This is a genomic window from Streptosporangium sandarakinum, assembly GCF_050942225.1.
Taxonomy (GTDB): Bacteria; Actinomycetota; Actinomycetes; order Streptosporangiales; family Streptosporangiaceae; genus Streptosporangium; species Streptosporangium nondiastaticum.
The window spans coordinates 7,647,680-7,663,203 of sequence record NZ_CP192034.1 but is presented as its reverse complement, the minus strand read 5'-3'; the positions used below and the strand labels follow the sequence as shown (position 1 = coordinate 7,663,203).

Below are 15,524 nucleotides of genomic sequence, written 5' to 3'. Positions count from 1 at the left end.
CGCGCCGCGCGCATTCAGGCTGAGGAGAGACACATGGGGCCCAAGGGGAAACACGAGGGCGCGGGACCGGCCGACGGGCCGGGTGGCACCGTCCCCGCCGGGGAGGTGCTCGACAGCTCTCCCTTCGGGGACGACCTGGAGACGGAACCGACGGGCCCGCCGCGACGCGGCCCGTCCACGCTCACGCTCGTGCTGGGCGCCGGGGTGGTGCTCGTCGCCGGGATCATCCTGGGCATCCAGGCGCACAAGGCGCTGGGCGGCCCGGCCGCGGGTCCCGCCGCGTCGAACGCCGCGGTACGGCAGGGCCCCGGCGGTCCCGGCGGTTCCGATGGCTCCGGTGGCGGTTTCGGGGACGGCCGGGGCTTCGGCGGCGGCCAGCGGAACGGCCGGCCCGGTCAGAACGGCCAGGGTGACCAGGGTGACCAGGGCACGCAGAGCGGCCGGACCGGGCCGGGCGGCGGCTTCGGCGGCCGGGGCGGGTTCGGCGGGGCGGCCGTCGGCACCGTGCAGCGGGTGGAGGGCACGAAGGTCTACGTCCAGACCAGGGACGGCTCCGTCGTGACGGTCAACACCGGCGACGACACGACCGTGCGGGTCTCGAAGAAGGGGAAGGTCGCCGACCTGGAACCCGGTGGCGCGGTGGTCGTCCAGGGGGAGCGGGCCGGGGACGGCTCGATCACCGCCACCGCGATCAGCGAGGGCGGCGGCCGGGGGTGACGGGCGGGCGCGGGCCCGGCGGCGACGGCGGTCCGGGACCGGGTCCGTATCCCCGGCGGGAAAGGGGGGGCCGGAATCGGGTCCGCTCACGGGTACGAGCCGTTCGCCGGGTCCGTTTCCCGGCGGCGGCGGTCCGCGTACTGAAATCGTTTTCTCAGCAAATGTTCAGCCTGGGCTGAGCTGCGTTCCAGGGCGGTGAGCGAACCTCGTGATCGTGCTGGACAGAGCCGAGGCCAGATTGCTCGTCGTGGACGACGAGCCCAACATCCGTGAGCTGCTCTCGGCCAGCCTGCGCAGGTCGGGGTTCGAGGTGATCACCGCCGCGGACGGGCGGGAGGCGGTGCACTTCGCCGAGCGGACCCGCCCCGACCTCGTCGTGCTGGACGTGATGCTGCCCGACATGGACGGTTTCTCGGTCGCCGGGCGGCTGCGGGACGTGAGCGGCCAGACGCCGGTGCTCTTCCTGACCGCCCGGGACGCGACCGACGACAAGGTCGCCGGCCTGCGGGTGGCCGACGACTACGTGACCAAGCCGTTCAGCCTGGAGGAGGTCGTGGCCCGGATCCGGGCCGTGCTGCGCCGTACCCGGGGAGACCTCGACATCCCCGCCCGGCTGCAGGTCGGCACGCTGGAACTGGACGAGGAGGCCCACCAGGTCTGGGTGTCGGGTGAGCCGGTGCGGCTGTCGCCCACCGAGTTCAAGCTGCTGCACTACTTCATGGTCAACACCGGCCGGGTGCTGTCGAAGGCGCAGATCCTCGACCACGTCTGGAACTACGACTTCGGCGGCGACGCCGGGGTCGTGGAGTCCTACGTCTCCTACCTCCGCCGGAAGGTGGACGTGAACGAGCCCCGCCTCATCCACACCCTGAGGGGCGTGGGATACGTCCTGCGCCCTCCCCGGGATGATTGAACTTTCAGCGAATACTCAGGTTCGCCTCATCTGTCCCTGAGGTTCGGCTGCTCCAATGGTCACCGCATCACCCCAGATCTCCCCGTGACCGTGGCGGATCAGGGCTCGCCTCCAGCTGCGGGGGAGGCGAGACCGTTCCGGTCCGCCCTCGGGCACCGGGGATTCGGGCCCCGTCGCCTACCGGATTCGCCCCCGTGATCCGGTCGGACGGCGGGGCCCTTCTCATGTGCGGAACCGATCACGTTGGACGTCTAGGCCGTTCCCTTTCGGGAAGGACCGGTCCTATGAACGGGAACGGCGGTCTGCTGGAGGCGCTGCGGGAGCTGCGGAGCCGCCTCGATCCTGACCCGCTGCCCCTGGAGACCGGCGGTGTCGAGGCGGACCGCAGGGCGCTGCGCGAGCTGGCCGGCCAGCTCGACGACTACCTGATCCCGCGCCTGAGCGCGATCGACGCCCCGCTGCTGGCCGTCGTCGGAGGCTCCACCGGGGCGGGCAAGTCGACCCTGGTGAACTCCATCGTCGGGGCCGACGTCACCACGCCCGGCGTCCTGCGGCCCACCACGCTGGCGCCCACCCTGGTCACCAGCCCCGCCGACGAGGCGTGGTTCACCGAACAGCACGTCCTGCCGGGCCTGCCCCGCGTCACCGGCGGCGGCTCCGGGGAGCCCGGCACGCTGCGGGTGGTCACCGTCGCCGGCCTGCCACCGGGGCTGGCCCTGCTCGACGCGCCGGACATCGACTCGGTCGTCGCCGCCAACCGCGAACTGGCCGCCCAGCTCCTCGCCGCCGCCGACCTGTGGCTGTTCACCACCACGGCCTCCCGCTACGCCGACGAGGTGCCGTGGGGGTTCCTGCGGTCGGCCCGGGAACGGAGCACGGCCCTGGCCGTCATCCTGTCGCGCGTCCCGCCCGAGGCCGTCGGCGTGGTCGAGCGTGACCTCGGACGGCTGCTGGAGGCCAACGGACTGGGCGGGACACGCCTGTTCGAGGTGCCGGAGCTGGTCCTGCCCGAGGAGAACGCCCGCCTGCCGCGCCCGGCGGTCCAGCCGATCGCCGACTGGCTGACCGGCATCGCCGCCGACGCCCAGGCCCGCGCGGACGTGGTCCGCCAGACGCTGTCCGGCGCCCTGGACAGCCTCGCCGTACGGGTCCCCGCCCTCGCCGACGCGGTGGACCGCCAGCGTGCCGCGGCCGAGGACCTCCGCTCGATGACGGGCGCCGCCTACTCGGGCGGGCTGGCCGCCTTCGACCAGGGCATGCTGGACGGCTCGCTGCTGCGCGGGGAGGTGCTGGCCCGCTGGCAGGACTTCGTCGGCACCGGCGACCTGATGCGCTCCCTGGAGAGCCGGGTCGGCCGGTTCCGCGACCGGCTGGTGGCGATGTTCACCGGGCGGCCCGCACCCGACAGCGAACTGCGCGTCGCCCTGGAGAGCGGGGTGGAGGCGCTGATCAGGGCGGCGGCCGACGACGCCGCCGAACGCGCGCTGGAGTCGTGGTCGTCGCACCCCTCCGGGCGAGCCCTGCTGGAGGAGGCCGGGGTCGCGGCGGCCGGGCGCCTGGGCCGGGCCGCGACCGACCTGCCCGCCCGCTCCGAGGCCGCCGTCCGGGGCTGGCAGGAGTACGTCCTCGGCCTGGTCCGCGAGGAGGGCGCCGACCGGCGGACCGCCGCCCGCGTCACCTCCTACGGCCTCAACGGGGCGGGCCTGCTGCTGATGCTCGCGGTGTTCGCCTCCACCGGGGGCCTGACCGGCATCGAGGTCGGCATCGCCGGGGGAACCAGCGTGCTGAGCCAGAAGCTGCTGGAGGCGGTCTTCGGCGACCAGGCGGTGCGGACCCTCACCGTCAAGGCCCGGGCCGACCTGCGGGCCCGCGTCGCCTCCCTGCTCGGCGCGGAGGCCACCCGGTTCACCGACCTCCTCGACGCCGTGCAGCCGCCCGGGGACACCGCCGGGGCGCTGCGGGCCGCGGCGCGGGCCGTACGGGAGCACCGGCGCGAGATCCCGGCGGCCGCCGAGGGCCGGGGCGCGCTGCCGCCCGGCGGCGCCACCGGAGGCGTGAACGGCATGGACGGTCTGGGCGGCGTGCCGCGGGGCGGTGCGGACGCCGTTCCGCTGAACGGCACCGAGGGGCGTGAGGCGTGAAGCTGCTGCGACGCAGGACCACGGTCTCCCTGGACGACCGGCTGGACGCGCTGGCCGAGGCCGCCGACCTCGCCGACGGGCGGCTGGCCCCCGTCGCGGTCGCCGGGGCCCGCTCGGTGGTCGCCCGCGCCGGCGTGCGGCGCAGCCTGTCGGTCGACCACACCGCGGTGGCGCTGGCCGGCGCCACCGGCAGCGGCAAGTCCTCGCTGTTCAACCTGCTGTCCGGCACCACGCTCGCCACGGTCGGGATCACCCGGCCGACCACCTCGGCCGCGCAGGCGGCCCTCTGGGAGGGGACGGGCGCCGGGCCGCTGCTCGACTGGCTGGAGATCTCCCGCCGCCACGAGGTGGACGCCGGGGCCTCCGATGACGCCGTCACCGGGGGCTGGGCGAGCGGGGAGGTCCCCGGGCTGGTCCTGCTCGACCTGCCCGACCACGACTCGATCGAGGCGGCGCACCGGCTGGAGGTGGACCGGCTGGTCGAGCTGGTCGACCTGCTGGTGTGGGTGCTGGACCCGCAGAAGTACGCCGACGCGGCCGTGCACGACCGCTACCTGCGCCCGCTGTCCCGGCACCGCGACGTCACGGTGGTCGTCCTCAACCAGATCGACCGCCTGTCCCCGGCCGCCGTGGAACGCTGCCTTGCGGACCTGCGGCGGCTGCTCGACGAGGATGGGCTGGCCGGGGTGCCGCTGGTCGCGGTCTCGGCGCGCACCGGGGAGGGCGTGGACGAACTGCGCTCCCTGCTCGCCTCGCGCGTCGCGAACCGCCGCTCGTGGGCCGCCCGCCTGGCCGCCGACGTCGGCACGGCCTCGGACGCGCTCGCCCTGGCCTCCAGCGGCGCCGGTCTCCACGACGGGGAGTCCATCATGGCCGGCACGGACCTCTACGCCGGCGGCCCCGATTCCGGTCCCGGCTCCGGCTCCGGACTCGGCGGAGGCCCGGCCTTCGGGGTGGTGCGCGACGCCGGCGCCTCGGCCACGGGCCCGATCGAGGTGGCCGCGCCGCCGGAGGTCTCCCTGGACGGCCTCGCGGGGCCGCTGACCGGCGCGCTGTCGGAGGCGGCGGGGGTCCCGGTCGTGGTCGCCGCCGTGGCCAAGTCGCACCGGCACCGCTCCGTCGCCGCGACCGGCTGGCCGCCGACCCGGTGGATCCGCCGGCTGCGGCCCGACCCGCTGCGCCGCCTCCGCCTGGGCCTTCCCGCCCCGTCCGCGACGAGGGGGCCGCCGGGTCCGCGACGCCGGAGGGCGCCGGGCCCGTGGGCCGCACCTCCATCCCGGCCACGTCCGCCGTACAGCGCTCGCGGATGGACACCGCCGTCCGCGAGACCGCCGGGACCGCCTCGGAGGGCCTGCCCGAGCCGTGGGCGGCGGCCGTACGGCAGGCGGCCCGGGCACGCGCGGACGAGCTGGAGGACGGCCTCGACCGCGCCGTGGCGACCACCTCGCTCGGCGCGTCGGGACGGCCCGCGTGGTGGAGGGCGGCGGGCCTGGCGCAGTGGCTGGTGCTGCTGGTGGCGCTCTCCGGGGCGCTCTGGCTGCTCGGCCTGATCGCCATGGACTACCTGCGGCTTCCCCGGCCCTACATGCCGACCGTGGGGGAGCTGCCCTGGCCCACCCTGCTGCTGCTCGGCGGGGTGCTCCTCGGGTTGGTGATCGCACTGCTCTGCCGGGTGGCCGCGTGGCTGGGCGGGCGCCGCCGGGCGCGCCGGGCGTCCCGGGCGCTCCGGGCGAGCGTGGGTCAGGTCGCCCGGGAGTTCGTGCTGGACCCGGTGGGAGAGGAGCTGACCCGCTACCGCCGGTTCGCCGAGGTGATCGCGGTGGCCCGGGGGCGTCCCGCTGAGCCGTGGAACCGGCGGCCGGGCGACCCGGCCGGCGTGCTCCACCGGGCCGTGGGGCCGGTGCTCGGCGGGTGCCCCGCCGGGTCGCGGGACGGCGGCCGTGCGCGGGTTCGCGTGCGGGGCGCTAGGTTGATCCTGCCTCGCCGGACGGCGCCGCCCTGGACGACGGGCGGTGAAGCCGCGAGGCGAACCGAGAAGGAGGATCGTGAACCGCAAAAGGCTCGATATCGGCGTGCCCCTCGTCTTCGCCGTCGCGATCGTGCTGACCTCGCTCTTCGGCGCGGAGGGGACCACCGTCGGGATGGTGGCGCTGGTGGGCGCCATCGCCATCGGGTTCTACTTCGCCGCGCTGCGCAAGAACATCGAGCCCTAGCCGGCGTCGGCCGGGGCGGCGAGCCGTACGGAAAGGCGTCCCGGACGGGCGAGGTGCGCCTCGGCGGCCGGCGGGCGGGTTCGGGACCGGCGGGTGTCTTCGGGGCCGGCGCCTCGGCGGCCGGTTTCGGGGTGAGCGCCTCCCGGTCGGAGGGGGACGGGTCAGCGGAAGGAGACACGAGGCCGGACGGACCTCGGAGCCGTCTCCCAGGAGGCGCTCAAGGGGGCATCCTCACCGCGATGCCGACCGGCGGTGCCGGACCGGCGCCCGGTGAGGGGCCTCGTCAGGCGACGAGGTTCACGTAGTAGCGGGAGTAACCGTTCATGTCGACCAGACGGGTGCCGACGCGCCTGGCCGCGGTGCTGCCGATGTTGAGGCAGGAGTCGAAGGCGGTCTGGTAGACGTACATCGGGCCGTAGGGGCCGGTCCAGACGGCTCCGTTGGCGGCTTCGGCGTAGAAGGCGGCGTAGCGGTTGTCGGTGTTGAGGACGAACGCCTCACCGCCCGGGTCGATGGCCCACCAGCCGCGGGTGCCCCACTGGCCGTAGTCGCGGCAGGTGACGGGGCTGTAGAACATGATCGCCACCCAGACCCTGGACACGTAGCGGTTGCGGAAGTGCAGCTCCATGGCCTACTCCTCCGGTTCCGTGAATCGCAGGGTCAGCGGCCGGTCGTCCAGCGCCTGCTCGGCCAGGGGCGGGAGGTGCTCGTCGGCGGTCACCGTGATGACGGCGCGGTCGGCCGCCCCTGGACGCTCGTTGCGTTCCCCGGCGTTGGCCTCCGCCGCGCTCGCGAACGCCACCCGGGGGTCGGGAGGGCGTTCGCTGCCGTTTTCGGGCATGGTCTCACCTACATTCCTCGAATGCACAGGGTGATTTAACGACAACGTACAGTCATGTCAAAGGGCTGTAAAGGGTCGTCTTCCCCTGGTCAAGGCGTAAGCGATCGAAAGGGCGCATCGAGGATGGAAAAGCCGGAAAAGTCGGAAAAGGTCGAACGGTCGGGGTGCCCCGGCCGTTCGGTGCCGCCCTCGCGATCCGGCCCCGCCATCGGACGGCAGCGGCCCTCGCCGGGGCGGAGGCCGCCCGCCGGGGGCGGCGGTCACTCCCCGGCGACGACGCGGACGCTCCTGACCTCCGGGTCCGCCGCGTCCGGTACGACCATCCCGGCGTCCACCCCGGTGCGCAGGTAGTCCAGCACCGCCTCGGTGAGCCGCTCACCGGGCACCGCGGCGGGGATGCCGGGCGGGTACGGCGTGAGCATCTCCGCGGAGACCCGGCCCACGGCCTCCCGCCACGGCACCTGCTCGGCACGGCCGAAGAACGCGTCCCGCGGCAGCATGGCCTGCTCCAGCCGCAGCTCCCGCGGGTCGGGGACGTCCATCGACGGGCCCGGGGGCAGCTCACCGGCGTGCTCGGCCAGGTCCCTCAGCCCGGTGAGCAGCCTGGCGGCGGACTCCTCGTCGTCGGCGTGGGTGAGCTGGACGCTGATCCGGCGGTGGTCGGACAGGTGCAGGTTGAGCCGGTGGTGCTCGCGGAGCCAGTCGGACGCGTGGTAGCCGCTCGGGCGCAGGCCGGAGATGTCGATGATGATCTGGAGCGGGTCCATGTCGGACGCCCGGCCGGGCCCGCAGAAGTCGTCCCGGGTGTGGACGTGCATGCCCTTGATCTCGGAGATCCGCTCGCGCAGGCTCCCGGCCAGCGCCAGCGCGTGGTCGTACAGCTCACGGCCGTGCTCGGCCATCTGCCGCCGCCAGCCGTCCAGGGCGGCGTAGATCAGCACCGACGGGCTGGTGGTGCTCAGCAGGTCGGCGCGCGACTTGAGCGCCTCCGGGTCGACGAGGTCGCCCCGCAGGTGGAAGACGGAGCTCTGCTCCAGTCCCGACCCCATCTTGTGGACGGAGGTGACGCAGACGTCGGCGCCGGCGTTCATCGCCCAGACCGGCAGGTCGGGGTGGAAGGGCAGGTGCGCGCCCCACGCCTCGTCCACCAGCAGGGGTCTGCCCCGCTCGTGGCACATCCGGGCGAGCCCGGCCAGGTCGCCGCAGGTGCCGTACGGCGTCGGGCTGGTCACCAGCGCGCCCTTGGCGTCGGGGTGCTCGTCGAAGGCCGCGGTGAACGCCTCGACCGACGGCGGGTGGGCCAGGTGCAGGTCCGGGTCGAAGTTCGGGTCCACCCAGACCGGCCGGACGCCGGACAGGATCAGCCCGGCCACCATGGCCTTGTGGGCGTCCCTGCCGAGCACCAGCTTCTCGTGCGGCCCGGCCGCCGCCAGCATGGCGGCCTTGACCGACAGGGAGCTGCCGCAGGTGGAGAAGAAGGTGTGGTCCGCGCCGACGGCGTCGGCCATGAGCTCCTGGGCCCGCTCCAGGATCCCCTTGGAGGAGGTGCGGTCGTCCAGGCCGTTGACGGCCAGGACGTCGGAGTGGAAGACGGCGTCCCCCAGCACCGCGCGGACCCTCGGGTCGGCGCCGCGTCCCTGCTTGTGCCCCGGCGGGGTGAACGGCAGCTGCTTCTCGGCGTGGTAGGCGGCGAGCGCCTCCAGCACCGGTGCTTCTGAATGGTCCATCCCTGCTGGTTGCCCAGGTGAGAGACGTGATAACTCATCTGCGCCCCCCGCGGGGGCTCCTTCCCGCGTCCCGGGCCGCCGGGTCCGTGCGTCCCGGGCCGCCGGGCACCGCGCGGCTCAGGCCGCCGGAACCTCCCCGAGCGAGGCGATGACCTGCGGCCCGTAGCCGCTCGCGGCCAGCGGGGCGCGGATGTCACGCTCCAGGTTCGGCAGGTAGCCGACCAGCAGGTCGGCCGGCCCGCTGACCCGTACCAGGCCGAGTGCGGCGGGCAGCAGCAGCGTCCGCGCCGGCCCGAGGGTCTCGCACCACCCGCCGGCCTCGACCGCCACCGGGCCGCCGGCGTTGCTCACCACGAGCGCGGTGTCGAAGCGGCACGCCGGTGACACGCCGGCCGCCACCCGCCAGCGCTCCAGGGCGAAGTAGGGCCCGGCGCAGCAGATCACCCGCTCGACGTCCTCGCCCGCGGGGATGCGCAGGCCCGGCTGGAAGTCGGGCCGCGGCTCCGGCCGCCACTCCTCCAGCAGCCGTTCGACGCCGGCGTGCCACTCGCCTCTCCCCAGGGGGGAGCCGTCCTCCATGCGCCAGGGCATGGCGTGCTGCTGGATGTCGGAGGTCTGCTCGATCTCATAGACGAGGGTGCGGGGACCGAAGCTGTGCAGCGTCCCGCCCGGCACGTACACCGTCTCGCCCGGCCGCACCGGGAGCCGCCGCATCACCGCGTCGAAGTCCTGCTCCAGGAGCGCGGCGCGCAGCTCGTCGTGGCCCACGCCCTCCTTGACGCCGACCAGGGCGGTGGCGCCGGGTGCGGCGTCCAGGATGTGCCACGCCTCGGTCTTGCCGTTCGGCTGGGCCTGCAGCCGCCGCGCGGTCGCGTCGTCGGCGTGCAGGTGCACCGGCAGCATGCCGGTGGCGTCGACGAACTTCGTGAGCACCGGGAAGTGCGGCCCGCTCCAGCCGTGGCACACCAGCTCGCCCGGCCGGTCCTCGACGAGCTCCCGCAGCGTGCACCCGGCGAGGGGGCCGTTGCTCACCACCGCGCTCTCGCCTTCCAGGTCGCTCACCTCCCACGTCTCGGCGATGGGCCCGTGGGGGAGGCCGGTACGGCCCAGCCGCTCGGCGATGGCCCGGCCGCCGAAGACGTAGTCGCGGACGGGGCTGCTGAGACGCAGCGGGTACCAGTTCATCGGAAACCTCCGGGAAGCCCCCGCCCCCGGGCGGGGGCGACGTCGTCAGGTGGCCTTCCGGAGCGGCGTGCGGTCGAGCCCGTCGATCAGGTCGGGAATCGAGTCGAAGACATGGGCGGCGCCGGCCTCGCGCAGCTCCTCGGGCGAGAACCCGCCGGTGCGGATCGCGATGCCGGGCAGGTCCAGCTTGCCGGCGGCGAGGAAGTCCCAGGTGGAGTCGCCGACCGCCACCCCCGAGGCGCCCTCGACCTTGGCGAGCGCCACCTTCATCAGGTCGGGGGCGGGCTTGGTCTTCTCGACGTCCTCGGAGGTGGTCCACGCCCTGCAGTGCTCGCGGCCGTCGATGAGGTCGAGGAAGTGATCGACGTGCTCCGGCTTGCCGGAGGAGGCGAGGACCACGGCGAACCCGCGTCGGCCCAGCTCGACCAGCAGGTCGGTGGCGCCCTCGAAGGGCCGCACCTCGTCGATCATCTTGTCGAACTCCTCGGTCCACGCCTCCCGCAGCGCGTCGCCGTGCTCCCGCTCGACGTCCTCCCCGGCGAGGGCGGCCACGATCTGGTCGCCTCCCATGCCGATGTGCCGGTGGATGCGCCACAGCGGCAGCACCACGTCGTAGCGGTTGAAAGCCCGGTACCACGCGAGCGCGTGCTGGTAGTTGGTGTCGACCAGGGTGCCGTCGACGTCGATGATGGCGGTGTCGGCCATGCGGTCCTCCTTCGGCGGTGCGGACGGGTGCCCGGGAGACCCTGCCCCCGGGCGCGGCGCTCATCCCCGGCGGCACCGGTCCGCCCCCCTGCGGGCCCCCGCCGGAGGCGGACGGCTCCTTCCTCGTTCCTCACCGGCTCCCACCTGCCGAAACCCCGATCGGCCGCCCGTCCGCGCACCCTCCTCGCGCGGCCCCCGGGTCCCGCCGTACGGCCCGCGAACCGTACGGCGGGACCCCGGTGACGCCGGACCGTGCCCGCCGGCGTCAGCCGACGTCGCGGCGGCGGAAGCCGTACAGGCCGGTGGCCACGAGCGCGGTGGCGATCACGGTCAGTACGAGCAGCGGCGTCGCCGCCACCTCCCCGCCGGGGAGCTTGGGCAGGTGGCTGAACGGCGAGAGGTCCAGCGCCGCGGGCGGCAGGTCCAGCAGCGCGCCGACCTGGCCGAGCAGCAGGAACAGCGCCAGCGCCGCCCACGCCAGCGCGGTCAGGCGTGGCAGCAGGCCGAACAGCGCGACCGCCAGCCCGGCCAGCGACCACACGGCGGGGAGCTGGGAGACCGCCGCGCCCGCCACCCCGGGGAGCCGGCCGGCGACGTCGCCGGTGCTCACGCCGTAGGCGATCCCGACCGCGACCCCCAGGACCAGCATCACCACGGCCGGCCCGAGCAGCGCGAACACCAGGTGACCCGCCATCCACCGGGCCCTGCCCACCGGGGCGGCCAGCAGCGGCTCGGCGCGCATGAGCGTCTCCTCGCCGCGCATCCGCAGCGCGGCCTGCACGGCGTAGCCGGCGGCGCCCATCCCGAAGATGCTCATCACGCTCGCGACGAAGACGTCGGCCACGTTCGCCGAGCCGCCCAGCCGGGCCATCATCTCCATGAGCCGCGCGTTGCCGGCCATCGTGTCGGCGGCGGTCTTCGCCGCGGCGCCGACCACCGCGCCGAACACCGCGAAGCCCGCGCTCCAGCCGAGCAGCGGCCCCCGGTGCAGTCGCCAGGCCAGCGCGAGCGGCGAGCCGAAGCCGGGCGCGGCGTCGGCGGGACCCAGCCGCGGCGGCAGCACACCCGCCGCGAGGTCCCTGCGTCCGGCCAGGGCGTAGGCGGTGAGCGACAGCAGCGCGACCGCCGCGAGCGACAGGGCGAGCGGCCACCAGACCTCGCCGGCGAAGGGACGCATCCGCTGGCTCCAGCCGAACGGCGACAGCCACGACAGCCACGAGGCGCCGGTCGAGTCACCGGCCATCCGGATCAGGTAGGCGACGCCGAGCGCCGACAGGCCGATCGCCCGGGCCCCGCCCGCGCTCTCGGTGAGCTGCGCGGCGACCGCGCCCACGGCGGCGAACACCATGCCGGTCGCGGCGTAGCCGAGGCCGGTGGCCAGCGCGCCGGCGACCGGATACCCCAGCCCGGCGAAGGAGGCCAGGACGACCAGCGCCACGGCCAGGTTCGCCGACGCGGCCACGGCCAGTGCCGCCGACAGCCCCGCCTGGCGACCCAGGACGGTGGAGCCGAGCAGCTCGCGGCGGCCGGTCTCCTCCTCCACCCGGGTGTGCCGGACCACGGTGAGCAGGCAGGCCAGACCCAGCAGCACGGGGGTGAACCCGGCACGCCACACGCCCAGCGCGGCGGCGTTCCAGTGGGTGAACGGCCCGTACAGCGCGACCAGCGCGGGGTTGGCGCCGAAGGACGCGGCGAACTCCCGCAACCCCCGCTCGGTCGGGTACAGCTCGGCGATGCCGGCGGTCTGGGTGATCGGCAGTACGGCGAGCAGCAGCACCCACAGCGGCAGAACGAGCCGGTCGCGCCGCAGGATCAGCCGGACGAGCGAGCCGGTGCCGGTCATCGGGCGTCTCCGCCGGCCGTACGGGCGTCCCCGTCCACCGGCCGGGCGTCTCCACCGGCCGTACGGGTGCTCCCGTTCGCCGTACGGGCGTCCCCGTCCCGGTAGTGGCGCAGGAACAGCTCCTCCAGGGTCGGCGGCCGGCTGGTGAGCGAGCGCACGCCGCGGGCCGCGAGCCGCGCCAGCGCGTCACCCAGCCGGTCGTCGTCGACCTCGAACGTCACCCGGTCGCCGCCGGCGCGCAGGCCGTGGACGCCGGGCAGGTCCGACAGCCCGTCGGGCGGGCCGGCCAGCTCCGCGGTGATCGACGTGCGGGTCAGGTGGCGCAGCTCGGCCAGCGTGCCGGTCTCGACGGTGCGGCCGTCGCGGATGATGCTCACCCGGTCGCACAGCTTCTCGACCTCGGCGAGGATGTGGCTGGACAGCAGCACCGTACGCCCCCGCTCCCGCGCCTCGGCGACGCAGTCGGTGAAGACCGCCTCCATCAGCGGGTCGAGCCCGGAGGTCGGCTCGTCCAGCAGCAGCAGCTCCGCGTCGGAGGCGAGCGCGGCGACGAGGGCGACCTTCTGCCGGTTGCCCTTGGAGTAGGCCCGCCCCTTCTTGCGCGGGTCGAGGTCGAACCGCTCGATCAGTTCCCTCTTGCGATCCCGGTCGAGACCGCCGCGCAGCCGGCCGAGCAGGTCGATGACCTCTCCGCCGGACAGGTTGGGCCACAGCGTGACGTCGCCGGGCACGTAGGCCAGGCGGCGGTGGAGCTCGACGGCGTCCTTCCAGGGGTCGCCGCCCAGCAGGCGGACCGTGCCCGAATCGGCCCGCAGCAGGCCGAGCAGGACGCGGATCGCGGTCGACTTCCCGGCGCCGTTCGGGCCCAGGAAGCCGTGCACCTCGCCGGCCCGGACCTCCAGGTCCAGGCCGTCCAGCGCGCGGGTCCGGCCGAATCGCTTCGTGACGCCGGACACCGAGATGACGTTGCTCATGATTTAGAATGTATAGAGGCTTCAGAGAAAAGTGAAAGTATCTATATGCGTTCTTGACGCGGGAGAATGCGGGAGGACGTCAGGGGGGGGATGGATGCGCGACGAGGAGGCCGTACGCCGGTTCGTGGAGCGGATGGGCCGGATGCTGGCCGCCATGGGCGTCCCGCCGATGGCGGCCCGCGTGCTGCTGACCGTGATGACCGCCGAGGAGGACGCGCTCAGCGCCGCCGACCTCGCCGAACGGCTCGGCGCCAGCTCCGGCGCCATCTCGGGCGCCGTGCGCTACCTCGTGGACATGGACCTGCTCCGCCGGGAGCCGGTCCCGGGCTCCCGGCGCGACCTGTACCTCCTGAGCAGCCAGAGCTGGTGGGAGGCGACGATCGGCAAGATGAACCGGCTGCAGCTCATCACCGACACCCTCGACGAGGGCATAGCCGCGATCGGCGGCCCCGACAGCCGTCCCGGCCGCACCATGGCTGAGATGCGCGACTTCTTCGCCTTCTGCCACGACGAGATCCTGCTCATGATGGAGCGTTGGGAGCAGCGGAAACCCGCCCGAGACTGACCCCGCCGGTCTCGCCCGAGGACCGGCGGTCCCGCCCCGCGCCGGGTCTCAGGGGGGCGCCACCGGTGTCCGACGCTGGTCGACTGTCGGCGGCTCCGCGTGAACCACGTCTTGAGCGCCCGCCGGATTCATCGCGCACCCGTTCGCCTGACCACCAGGAGGGTGATCAGGAGAGCGGCGGCCGCGAAGGCGAGACCGACGGTGAAGGCGGTTCCCATGCCCTCGGCGATGGCGTGGACCGTGGGCCGCGTCGCGGAGTCGCCGTTCTCTTCGATGGTCGAGGCGTACACGGCGGACAGCACGGCGATGCCGAGTGACGCGCCGGTGAGCATCGCGGTCTGGAGCACCCCGGCGGCGGCTCCCGACTCGGCGGGGTCGACCGTGGACATGATCGCCATGTTGAACGGCACGACCACCAGTCCCAGCCCCGCCCCCGTCAGCAGCAGGGGACCGGCGATGCCGGCCGCGTAGCCGGTCGTCGCCGTGATCGGGACGAGCCATGCGACGCCGGCCGTGAGCAGGGCCACGCCGGTGAGCGCGACCGCCTTGCCGCCGAACCTGGCGATCGCCCGTGACGCGTTCTGCGCGGTCAGCAGCATCCCGATCGCCATGGGCAGGAATGCCAGCCCAGCCTGCAGCGGGCTGTGGCGCAGCACCTGCTGCAGGAACTGGACGACGAAGAACTGCATGCTCATCGTCACCATGGGGACCAGCAGGAGGACGGCGAAGGCGCCGGCGCGGGTGCGGTCGGCGAACAGCCGGAGCGGCATGATCGGCTGGCTCGTCCGTGACTCGATCAGCACGAACGCGACCAGCAGCACGATCCCGCCCACCAGTGCCGCGAGGGCGGCCGGGTCCCGCCAGCCGTGCTCGGCGGCGCGTATCAGCGCGAAGGCGACGGCGACCAGCCCGGACATCGACGTCAGCGCCCCGGCCGCGTCGAAGCGGCCGGACCGTCGCGGCGACTCGGCGAGATAACGCGGTGCGATCAGGACGGAGAACAGCCCGATCGGGACGTTGATGAACAGCACCCAGCGCCACGACAGCGCGGTGGTGATGACGCCGCCGAGGATGAGGCCGAGGGTCATGGCGGAGGCGGTGACGGAGGAGTAGACGCCCAGCGCCTTGACCTGCTGTTCGCCCCGGAAGTTGGTGGTCAGCAGGGCCAGGGTGCTGGGCGCGGCCAGCGCGGCGCCGAGACCCTGCGCGGCGCGGGCGGCGATGAGCACCTCAGGGCTGGGGGCCAGCCCGCCCAGCAGGGAGGCGGCGGTGAACAGCACCATGCCGGCGAGGAACACCCGGCGGTGGCCGAGGATGTCGCCGGCGCGCCCGCCGAGCAGCATCAGGCCCGCGTAGGTGAGCAGGAAGGCGTTGGTGACCCAGGACAGTCCGGCGGGGGTGAATCCCAGGCCACCGCGGATCTGGGGCAGGGCCACGTTCATGATCGTCGCGTCGAGCATCAGGACCAGCTCGCAGGAGACGATCACCCCCAGGGTCATCGCGGCGGCGCCGGTCAGCCTCACATCGGTGGCTTTCGGCGCCGCCTCGGCGGCAGCGGCCGGTGCTTCGGTGGCGGATCGTTCGGGTGGGCTCGGCATCTTCCTCTTCCTCCTTCGAGGCTGAAGCCTCAATAGTGAACTAGGTGGTTCACTATATTTGGCCGATAGGGTGGGAGCGCAACCGGTCCGGTGTGAAGGAGG

At 74.1% G+C, this 15,524-nt stretch carries 14 protein-coding genes; 6 read left to right on the top strand and 8 right to left on the bottom strand.

What is annotated here, in order from left to right; translation table 11 throughout:
- The first annotated feature begins 33 nt into the window (after positions 1 to 33).
- The 5 genes from ACQP10_RS35175 to ACQP10_RS35155 all read left to right on the top strand — a co-directional run bounded on the left by ACQP10_RS35175 (position 34) and on the right by ACQP10_RS35155 (position 5,984).
- Entirely contained in the window at positions 34 to 717 is a 684-nt protein-coding gene (locus tag ACQP10_RS35175; RefSeq protein WP_433540476.1) for a hypothetical protein, read from the top strand.
- 208 nt (positions 718 to 925) lie between these two features.
- Complete coding sequence (locus tag ACQP10_RS35170) at positions 926 to 1,630, top strand: response regulator transcription factor (RefSeq protein ID WP_312873542.1); 705 nt, start codon at positions 926 to 928, stop codon at positions 1,628 to 1,630.
- 284 nt (positions 1,631 to 1,914) lie between these two features.
- Entirely contained in the window at positions 1,915 to 3,771 is a 1,857-nt protein-coding gene (locus tag ACQP10_RS35165) for an ABC transporter (protein WP_390000534.1), read from the top strand.
- Complete coding sequence (locus tag ACQP10_RS35160; RefSeq protein ID WP_433540475.1) at positions 3,768 to 5,321, top strand: GTPase family protein; 1,554 nt, start codon at positions 3,768 to 3,770, stop codon at positions 5,319 to 5,321. Before ACQP10_RS35165 ends, ACQP10_RS35160 begins: the two co-directional genes overlap by 4 nt.
- 495 nt (positions 5,322 to 5,816) lie before the next feature.
- Positions 5,817 to 5,984, top strand: a complete 168-nt coding sequence (locus tag ACQP10_RS35155) for a hypothetical protein (protein WP_179826102.1) — start codon at positions 5,817 to 5,819, stop codon at positions 5,982 to 5,984.
- 283 nt (positions 5,985 to 6,267) lie between these two features.
- On the opposite strand, the gene ACQP10_RS35150 is transcribed toward ACQP10_RS35155, so the two are convergent.
- From ACQP10_RS35150 to ACQP10_RS35120, 7 genes are all read right to left on the bottom strand, one after another.
- A complete protein-coding gene (locus tag ACQP10_RS35150; protein WP_346018673.1) occupies positions 6,268 to 6,612 on the bottom strand; it encodes a DUF1036 domain-containing protein in 345 nt (114 codons plus the stop codon).
- Positions 6,613 to 6,615: 3 nt separating this feature from the next.
- Positions 6,616 to 6,825, bottom strand: coding sequence for a hypothetical protein (locus ACQP10_RS35145; protein WP_179826098.1), 210 nt, complete (start codon positions 6,823 to 6,825; stop codon positions 6,616 to 6,618).
- Between the two features lie 260 nt (positions 6,826 to 7,085).
- A complete protein-coding gene (locus ACQP10_RS35140; protein WP_433540474.1) occupies positions 7,086 to 8,552 on the bottom strand; it encodes an aminotransferase class I/II-fold pyridoxal phosphate-dependent enzyme in 1,467 nt (488 codons plus the stop codon).
- Between the two features lie 117 nt (positions 8,553 to 8,669).
- Entirely contained in the window at positions 8,670 to 9,737 is a 1,068-nt protein-coding gene (locus tag ACQP10_RS35135) for a type I phosphomannose isomerase catalytic subunit (RefSeq protein ID WP_346018675.1), read from the bottom strand.
- 45 nt (positions 9,738 to 9,782) lie between these two features.
- On the bottom strand, positions 9,783 to 10,442 hold the full coding sequence (locus tag ACQP10_RS35130) for an HAD family hydrolase (RefSeq protein WP_179826093.1): 660 nt from the start codon (positions 10,440 to 10,442) through the stop codon (positions 9,783 to 9,785).
- Between the two features lie 265 nt (positions 10,443 to 10,707).
- Positions 10,708 to 12,285, bottom strand: coding sequence for an ABC transporter permease (locus tag ACQP10_RS35125; RefSeq protein WP_433540473.1), 1,578 nt, complete (start codon positions 12,283 to 12,285; stop codon positions 10,708 to 10,710).
- A complete protein-coding gene (locus tag ACQP10_RS35120; protein ID WP_346018677.1) occupies positions 12,282 to 13,259 on the bottom strand; it encodes an ABC transporter ATP-binding protein in 978 nt (325 codons plus the stop codon). The genes ACQP10_RS35125 and ACQP10_RS35120 overlap by 4 nt, the downstream gene beginning before the upstream one ends.
- A gap of 94 nt (positions 13,260 to 13,353) precedes the next feature.
- Here ACQP10_RS35120 and ACQP10_RS35115 point away from each other — a divergent pair, with 94 nt between their 5' ends.
- Positions 13,354 to 13,824, top strand: coding sequence for a GbsR/MarR family transcriptional regulator (locus ACQP10_RS35115; protein ID WP_346018678.1), 471 nt, complete (start codon positions 13,354 to 13,356; stop codon positions 13,822 to 13,824).
- Positions 13,825 to 13,952: 128 nt separating this feature from the next.
- On the opposite strand, the gene ACQP10_RS35110 is transcribed toward ACQP10_RS35115, so the two are convergent.
- Positions 13,953 to 15,422: an MFS transporter gene (locus ACQP10_RS35110; RefSeq protein WP_433540472.1), complete on the bottom strand. Its 1,470-nt coding sequence runs from the start codon at positions 15,420 to 15,422 to the stop codon at positions 13,953 to 13,955.
- Between the last annotated feature and the right edge of the window lie 102 nt (positions 15,423 to 15,524).

Excerpts from the sequence above, each read along its gene's own strand:
- ACQP10_RS35110 (WP_433540472.1), bottom strand. The coding sequence starts at position 15,422 with ATGCCGAGCCCACCCGAACGATCCGCCACCGAAGCACCGGCCGCTGCC.
- ACQP10_RS35135 (WP_346018675.1), bottom strand. The coding sequence starts at position 9,737 with ATGAACTGGTACCCGCTGCGTCTCAGCAGCCCCGTCCGCGACTACGTC.
- ACQP10_RS35120 (WP_346018677.1), bottom strand. The coding sequence starts at position 13,259 with ATGAGCAACGTCATCTCGGTGTCCGGCGTCACGAAGCGATTCGGCCGG.
- ACQP10_RS35150 (WP_346018673.1), bottom strand. The coding sequence starts at position 6,612 with ATGGAGCTGCACTTCCGCAACCGCTACGTGTCCAGGGTCTGGGTGGCG.
- ACQP10_RS35165 (WP_390000534.1), top strand. The coding sequence starts at position 1,915 with ATGAACGGGAACGGCGGTCTGCTGGAGGCGCTGCGGGAGCTGCGGAGC.
- ACQP10_RS35130 (WP_179826093.1), bottom strand. The coding sequence starts at position 10,442 with ATGGCCGACACCGCCATCATCGACGTCGACGGCACCCTGGTCGACACC.
- ACQP10_RS35140 (WP_433540474.1), bottom strand. The coding sequence starts at position 8,552 with ATGGACCATTCAGAAGCACCGGTGCTGGAGGCGCTCGCCGCCTACCAC.
- ACQP10_RS35145 (WP_179826098.1), bottom strand. The coding sequence starts at position 6,825 with ATGCCCGAAAACGGCAGCGAACGCCCTCCCGACCCCCGGGTGGCGTTC.
- ACQP10_RS35115 (WP_346018678.1), top strand. The coding sequence starts at position 13,354 with ATGCGCGACGAGGAGGCCGTACGCCGGTTCGTGGAGCGGATGGGCCGG.
- ACQP10_RS35125 (WP_433540473.1), bottom strand. The coding sequence starts at position 12,285 with ATGACCGGCACCGGCTCGCTCGTCCGGCTGATCCTGCGGCGCGACCGG.
- ACQP10_RS35175 (WP_433540476.1), top strand. The coding sequence starts at position 34 with ATGGGGCCCAAGGGGAAACACGAGGGCGCGGGACCGGCCGACGGGCCG.